We start from the raw sequence: 7,445 nt of genomic DNA on the forward strand, positions 1-7,445 counted from the left end.
CAATGAATCGAAGTCGACATTACGCCGCCGGGCTCGTCCTGGTCGTCCTCACTGCATCGCTCTCGACAGCGAATGACTCCTGGGTCATTGATAGTGATTCCGATTGGCAAGAGAACACCGCTTCGCAGACCGGATTGACGATTCAGAAAGGGGTTGCTGAACCTGAGGGCAAAACGGCCACCTTTCAAAGTCGGGTGAAAGCGTTTACTGAAAAACGCTCCATCCGTTCGGTCACGTTCGATCAGTCGCCCATTTGGCAAAATTGGAATCCGATCAAAAATGTCGGGCCGTCGAATCTTGCCGATGCTCCCGTCGTGCTGAGCTTGGGACCAAACGACTATTGGATTTTTGGCCGCTATGGCGCGGGCAAGAAAAAACGTGCCGCTGGTGGAAAGAAACAGCCAGCGTTTCAACCCGAACCCGCGACGCTCGACGGATTCGATATCCCTTTGCTTACAACACCCTATGCCAATCAATACGACGCGCCCGGCGGAGTCGACAATCGTGACGGGGGATATCATGCGTGGCAAAGTCGCGACATGGTCAACTGGGTTCACCACGGAAAGGTGACCGAGGATTTTTCGAGATGGGTAACCACCGCCGAGTACGTCGATGGCAAGTTCTACATCTATTACGACTATCCTAACGACCAGGACCCGCATCTCTATATCGACGAAGATCTGACCGATGGCCAACCGGGTAAGAATATGGGGATGGCGTTCAAAGATCCTTCGGATGGATCGGACTGTTGCTTCATCCGGGATCTCGATGGAAATTTTCACGTGATCTATGAGGATTGGAGCCCGATCGATGCAAATAAACGATCGTGGGATTCACCTTTAGCCGGCCACGCGGTTAGCAAGGACGGCATCAAAGATTTTGAAATTCTTGCTCCTGTTGTTGACAATCGCACGACGCCCACTGGAAAAACGGCAACGTACAAACACCCTCACTGGCTGCAGCACCCTGACTTCAAGTCAAACGTTGCCACTTACCAAGTGCATGAACCCGAACAGGAAGCTTATGGCGACTGGGCCAGCATCTCTATCGGTGGGCGATACTATTTGTTTGGTGACTTCGATCCCGTTGGCGGACACGGCATGAGCGTGGGATGGTTCACATCGCCAACCATCGACGGTCCGTTCGAGTGGTGTGACAGCGTTGGAAACGGGCACCCCGATCCAGATGTGTGTTTCGCCGAAGGGAAATTTTATCTCATCACACAACAGGGAACCGATTACACAAGTCCGGGGCCGTGGGTGGAAAACGTGGACGCCCGCGTTGGTGTTGATACTGACAATGATGGAAAGATCGATGTGTGGAGCGATTGGCAAACCGTGAAAGAGTCCTACGACTACACGCCCGGATTTGCCAAGCATGTTCAGAAAACTCCTGCGTCACTCGACCTGTCTCAATTACCCGAGGGATTCGGATTCCAATTAGAATTTAAGCTTACCGACACGACCGATAACAAATCCAAACCGATGGTGGACAAGGTAACGATTGCGTTTAACTGAGCGATCGATGACGGACCTTTGGAACGACGCTCACCGATGTTTGATCCGGCACGAACGAGGCCGGTTCGAGTGTTGTTCACACGAATGAACCCAACCAAGAGAAAGACCAATGACAACTCGCAGAGACTTCATCAAATCATCCGTCGCGAGTACCGCAGCGATTGCGACCACGAGTGCGTACGCCGACCAGCCATCGTCGGCCGGATCGGTACCATCATTCCTGAAAGAGGTTTCGGATCAATACGCGGTCGATCCTCGGAAAGCGGCGTTGGAGTGGTTTCGCAATGCGAAGTTCGGACTGTTCATGCACTATGGGCTCTACTCGCTGCTCGGCCGACACGAGTGGGTTATGCTCAAAGAAAAGATCCGCGTAAAGGAATACGAGAAGCTCGCCGATCGTTTTACAGCGAAGAACTTCGATGCTGACTTTATCACCGACATGGCCCTTGATGCCGGCATGAAATACATCAACATCACGACCCGGCATCACGACAGTTTCTGCTTGTTCGATTCTAAGTACACGGACTTTAAAAGCACGAATACGCCCGCCAAACGTGATCTTGTTGGTGAACTAGCGGACCAGTGTCGAGAAAAGGGACTTGGGTATTATCTGTACTATTCCCACGGTCGTGATTGGCGTCACCCGCATGCTCCCAATAATTCGGAGTGGGGTGGATCGGCGCGTCCGAAATACGATCCGCCGGAAGATTTCTATGCAACGGGTGAAGAACATGATCTGCAAATCTACGTCGAATTCATGAAGAACCAAATCACCGAGTTGTTAACCAACTACGGACCGATTGGCGGTATTTGGCTCGATGGTCACGCGACCCCAGCGTCACGCAGAGCGAAAATTCATGAGTTCAAAATTCAGGAACTCTACGACCACATTCACTCAATGCAGCCGCAAGTGTTGGTGTCCTACAAACAAGGCGTGCTCGGAACGGAGGATTTCAAAGCCCCCGAACGCCATTGGAAGGGGCAGTCGGATATGCCGCTCGAAATCTGCGATACGCTTCAGCCTCACGGTTGGGGATACACGAAAGCCGATGACGGCAAACACAAGACGGCCGACCAGGTGATGAAGATGCTCAAAACGGCTCAGGACATGAACGCCAACCTGCTGTTGAACACCGGTCCGCTACCCGACGGTTCGATTCATCCAGAAGACCAGGCGACGTTAAAGGAAGTCGGCAAGCGATTGCGAGCGTCTTAAGATCAATCGATATGGGCGATTGCTTCGTCTAGCCTATCGTTGACAGTTGCCTGAACCGGAGGGCTCGCAGGCTGTTGATTTAGTGAGCCGTCGGCGCTAGCCGCGGGCCTTACGGCTAAGACGGGCCCGTTGGATGCCCGCAGCTACCGCTGTCGGCTCACTCATTTTTGCGAAACGCCTAAAACAACAGCCCGCTCGCGTCACGCCGCTAGAAGTCTTAGCGGAACGGCACGAACTGGTCGGTCTCACCCCCATTTTCAGTGCTGAGAAAGCACTACTGCGTTTCGGCAGGAAGCTGGCTGTCGAGATTCAGGCACAGGCTGAATGCCCAAGGTCCGTTTCCGTTTTCGATCCGGTACAGGACCTTGTTGTAGCCCGCCTCGAACCGCACGCGGCGCATGCCTTCGTCAATCTTCCACATTTTCAAGTCATCACTGCTCGACCAAACGCGAACGTCGTTGATCCACAGGTCCGACCGATCGTCGCTGCCCACGGCGATCCAAACATCCGTGGGAGAGTCGAAATGGAGCTGCGTCCAGGCATAGTAGATGACGTATTCCCCCTGCAGATGTCGAGGCTCGATCTTCGGCGACGTGGCTTGAAAAAATCGCCATCCGATCGGCTCAATCCCTGTACGCGTTCGATACGTCGCGTCCAGGTCAACCACACTCTCGGGAGGAAACTGCTTATGGATGTTCGCTCGTTGAGCATTGTCAAACGGTCCCAAAATGTACCACGAGTCGACAAACGTCCAACCTGACGTCGCCGTCCCTCCGCCCCTTCCAAAACGTCGTGCCGGGATCGCTGATGCGAGTTGTTGTGGCGATGGCGGAACGGACACAATCTTTTGATCGACAATCGTGTACTCGGGATCGGCGGCGTTTCCGGATGAAGGAGACGTTTGACGCGTAGCCTGCGCCGATTGATTCTTCTGCTCGCTGCGCCTGGCCATCAACGACGTCATGTCACTGACCGCTCCGCCGTCGTCTTCGGCCGACTGCGACTGTTCTTCTGCCGCGTCCGCTTGGCGCTCGGCGAGCGTGATCTGCAGCCCTTCCTGTTCGAGTCCTTGGGCGCGATCGAGCAACGCTTGAGCGAATTCGGCCATGGTGGTGGCCTGTTGTTCTGCTTTGCTCAACGTCTCAACCTGATGCCGCATCGCTGCCTGTGTTCGGGCGAGTTGGTCCAACGCGGACTCATCGAGCGACGGACGTTGAGGTAACGGCACACTGACCAGCTTTCTAGCCTCGCTCGGATTCATCGACTGCACGAGAGCTAAATCGGCGGAACGAAAGTTTTTGAACCGCTGAGCGATTTGTCGCTCCAGGTCGCGTGCCCGTTGGAAGGTTTCTTGCGCTGTCGTTGGTGTTTGCGATTGGTCACCGTCCGCTGTTTCGAATGTCAAATCGAGTGTTCTGCTCTTGCTCAGGGCCAATTCCTGAGCCGCTCTTGCTTTCGCTAATAGTTTTGCGGATCCGACTTTTGCCTCCGCAAGCCGCTCGCGATGGGGTTGCAGTTCTGCGTCTTTTGCTTCGGCGTTCGTTCGAGCAGACTGTAACTGGTCGTCCAGTCTAGATTTGCGTTGCTCGAGTGTTGCAAGTTGATGATCGATCGTTGACAACCGATGTTCGGCAACCGTGATGGCATGATTCGCGGCGTTCGCTTTTTGTCTTTGCTGCTGGGATGCCTGGAGGGATTGTTGTTGTTCCTTGAGACGGGTCTGTTCACGTGCTCTCGCTTCAGTGAGCGTCTGTGACGCCGCTTCGATTTCGGCTCGATCCTTCGTTTTTTGAGCGTCCCGCAACTGACGTTGGGCGTCGCCAACATCCTTTCGAGCTTGGTTGAACGCTTCACTCGCATCTTGTCTGGCAGATTCCGCTTCTGCAATTTTTGCCGTCTCTGACTCGGAGTTTTCATTAGCGTGCTGGATCGCTACGGATGCCTCTTTACGCTCCTGAAGCCGTTTTTCAATTTCAGCTTCGATTGACTTCATCTCGGTTATCTGTCGCGCAAGCATCTCCTGTGCGTGCGACGTTTGTTTCCACTGGCGATCGATTTCCGCTTGTGCCAACGCGGCGTCACGATCCTTCGCATGGGCCGCCGCCAACGCTTGACTCGCCGTCACTTGCAAATCCACTAGTTCGTCCAGTGTGTCCGTCGGGCGACCGGCAAGTGAGAACGCAGTCGCCATCTGCGAAAACGCGTCTTCTGCAGCGATCTGTTCTTCGATTGCAACCGACATCGCTTTTTCGAGTTCACTCGTTTTGCCGGCTTCGGACGCGGCCCGCGCCTCGTCAATGCTGTGCAGTGCCCGTTCTTGTGCAGCTAGCGCTTGTTCGTGAACGGTTGCAAGCTGTTCGGTGGCTGATGCTGTTTGTTCAGGGTATGTCTGACGCAGTTGCTCAACGCGTTCCTGTTCTAGGGTTTTCATGGCGTCAAGCGTTTTTTCGAGCGTCGTGACCGTCTCCATCAAGTGACGCTGATGCAGGTCTCGCACTTTCTCGCTAAGGTCTTCCAGCCGTGCGCTACTGGTCACGCTAGAGGAGGTCGTCTTCGCTGCCCGCGTAGCCGCATCATTGCCGCCCAACAGCATCAAAATCAACACGAGAAAACCGGCGTGCACAATCAGCGAACCGAGCAGCCAACGTGATTGTGGAGCGGGTTGTCGCTGGCGTGTGGTTGAACGTGCGGTCATTTGGCGTCCGAAAGGGAGTGCGGTTTCTATTTCGTATCCGCGACGTGAACCGCGACGTTGGAGAGCGAATGGATGTTCAACGCCTCGAGTACTTCAACAACATGCTCAAACGGTGTCCCACGATCGGCATCAATGCGAACGGGATGATCGGGGCGTGCGCCGGCAATCTCATCAAGGCGACGCATCAAGACACCCGGCGTTGCAACGTTGCCGTCCAAATACGTTCGACCGACCGCGTCGACGGCAATCACGAGCGTCTGAGGATCGACCGCAACTTCGACCGCTTGGGTAGCCGGTGGGAGCTGAAGTGGCAGTTGCCGTTCGAGCTTCTTGAGCGTTGTGGCAACGAGAAAGAAGATTAACAACAGGAACACGCAATCAATCAACGGAGCCATCTGCGGCTCGATTGACTCTTCTTCGATGATTTCAGTCCTCATCAGACAGCCTCCACTTCGAGTCCGACGGGGGCTCGCGATTCCTTCGTGTCGGTTTCATCTGCTGCGTCCGGCGATGCGGGAGCGAGGATCAACCAATCGCTAATCAAACCGCTGGCGGCCTGGTCCAGCGACGCACTCCCGAAACCGATCTGGCTCTTAAGACATTGGTAGATAAAAACAGCGGGGATCGCGATAATCAATCCAACGGCCGTGGTGACGAGGGCTTTGGCGATGTCATCGGCGAGAATCGATGCGTCGCCCATCGAACCGGCGACAGCCACCGTCTCGAACGCGCCAATCATTCCGAGCATTGTGCCGAGCAAGCCGAGCAACGGTTCGAGTGTCGCGACGAGAGCGATCGGAAAGAGCCGCTGCATGTGTCGGCGAATCTCTCGTGCGGCGACGTCACCGGCCAATTGCGACACGACTTGATGCCCCGCGGAGCGGTGCCGTGCGACCTCTTCGATGACGAGGCCGAGCAAACTTCCGTCTTTACCGGCCATCTCGACTAACTCATCGAACTTGCCTCCTTTCCAAAGCCGATCGGCATCGTCAACCAATTTCGGCGGCACGAGAGCCTTTCCCCGCAGATGCACCAGTCGCTCCAACGCGACTGACACGCCGACGATCGAGAGCAAGATCTGAAGAACGACAACGATCCCGCCCTGACGCAGCTTATGGACGAGCTCCTCCACCGCACTAGACTCCTGTGTCGAGAGTTCAGGGGTGTCGCTAGCCGGAGAATCGGTTTCAACTGATGCGACCGCAGCATCGACGTCGGCCGCACCGGTTTGTGCAAACGACGAACGAACTCCGAGACTGACAATAAGCAGGCAGGTCAAGACGACGACAACGGCACGCATCAAATTTCTCGAACGAAAACGGTGTTGAGAGCGATCATCGGCGGGACACGTCACACGCGTCGAACGCCGCTCGTGGGACTGCGAAGTCGCCAACTGTAGATTGTTAACAATCTACAGTCAAGCAGGTTTGTCGGGTTATCGACCAAAATAAGGCGTTAGTGGTTGCTCGGGCCCCGTCTGCCTGCTGGCTCAATCCGTAGCGCGCGATTGAGACAGAACTTCGCCGGTAGAAATCACCGCTGGGGATCGCCGTATCGATCGATTCCGATCTCGTGGTCACGCCGACCTGTTCTCAACTGGCATGATTCACGTCGCTCCCGAGAAACAAACTCTTAGGATCGCTTGGATACACTTCCCCTACTTCTAAGCAGGTAGGCAGGAATCATCTAGAGCATTTCCATTTTTGTCGTAGCCACCGTCGCCCGACGGTGGACCACGTTCTGGCGAACGTAGCTACCTTTGAAAACCTACGTCATTTACAGAAACGCTCTAGCGAAACTGCCGCGAACTGTAGGCCGGACCGAGGCTTTGCGAGTTCCGGCATTCACTTGCTCAGTCGTGCCGGAACTGCGTCGCTTAGGCTCCTTGGTCCGGCCTACGCCGAACCGATCACGAGCAGCGGAATTGTCGTTATACCGAATCACTTCTATGTACCTGCTTACCTGGGCCTTCCGCGTGGGCGGACGGTGGATTCGAGGTCGAGGCGACGTGGGATCG

Annotated in this window: 5 protein-coding genes; 2 read left to right on the plus strand and 3 right to left on the minus strand. The window is 55.1% G+C overall.

Annotated elements, in window-relative coordinates:
• The first annotated feature begins 2 nt into the window (after positions 1-2).
• Complete coding sequence (locus NB063_RS22810; RefSeq protein ID WP_250931209.1) at positions 3-1,517, plus strand: glycoside hydrolase family protein; 1,515 nt, start codon at positions 3-5, stop codon at positions 1,515-1,517.
• A gap of 109 nt (positions 1,518-1,626) precedes the next feature.
• Positions 1,627-2,733, plus strand: a complete 1,107-nt coding sequence (locus NB063_RS22815; RefSeq protein WP_250931210.1) for an alpha-L-fucosidase — start codon at positions 1,627-1,629, stop codon at positions 2,731-2,733.
• Positions 2,734-3,007: 274 nt separating this feature from the next.
• Here NB063_RS22815 and NB063_RS22820 read toward each other — a convergent pair whose 3' ends face one another.
• From NB063_RS22820 to NB063_RS22830, 3 genes are read right to left on the minus strand one after another with little or no spacing between them, the layout of a single operon-like run.
• Positions 3,008-5,428 (minus strand): coiled-coil domain-containing protein, encoded by a 2,421-nt coding sequence (locus NB063_RS22820; RefSeq protein WP_250931211.1) that lies wholly within the window; start codon positions 5,426-5,428, stop codon positions 3,008-3,010.
• Between the two features lie 26 nt (positions 5,429-5,454).
• Positions 5,455-5,865: an ExbD/TolR family protein gene (locus NB063_RS22825; RefSeq protein WP_250931212.1), complete on the minus strand. Its 411-nt coding sequence runs from the start codon at positions 5,863-5,865 to the stop codon at positions 5,455-5,457.
• Positions 5,865-6,728 carry a MotA/TolQ/ExbB proton channel family protein gene (locus NB063_RS22830; RefSeq protein ID WP_250931213.1) on the minus strand — a complete coding sequence of 288 codons (864 nt, stop codon included), beginning with the start codon at positions 6,726-6,728 and terminating at the stop codon, positions 5,865-5,867. Before NB063_RS22830 ends, NB063_RS22825 begins: the two co-directional genes overlap by 1 nt.
• Positions 6,729-7,445 lie beyond the last annotated feature (717 nt).

It is taken from the genome of Aporhodopirellula aestuarii (assembly GCF_023701485.1).
Taxonomy (GTDB): Bacteria; Planctomycetota; Planctomycetia; order Pirellulales; family Pirellulaceae; genus Rhodopirellula; species Rhodopirellula aestuarii.

What these genes read in the sequence shown, in the direction of transcription:
- NB063_RS22810 (WP_250931209.1), top strand. Translation starts at nt 3, where the DNA reads ATGAATCGAAGTCGACATTACGCCGCCGGGCTCGTCCTGGTCGTCCTC.
- NB063_RS22815 (WP_250931210.1), top strand. Translation starts at nt 1,627, where the DNA reads ATGACAACTCGCAGAGACTTCATCAAATCATCCGTCGCGAGTACCGCA.
- NB063_RS22820 (WP_250931211.1), bottom strand. Translation starts at nt 5,428, where the DNA reads ATGACCGCACGTTCAACCACACGCCAGCGACAACCCGCTCCACAATCA.
- NB063_RS22825 (WP_250931212.1), bottom strand. Translation starts at nt 5,865, where the DNA reads ATGAGGACTGAAATCATCGAAGAAGAGTCAATCGAGCCGCAGATGGCT.
- NB063_RS22830 (WP_250931213.1), bottom strand. Translation starts at nt 6,728, where the DNA reads ATGCGTGCCGTTGTCGTCGTCTTGACCTGCCTGCTTATTGTCAGTCTC.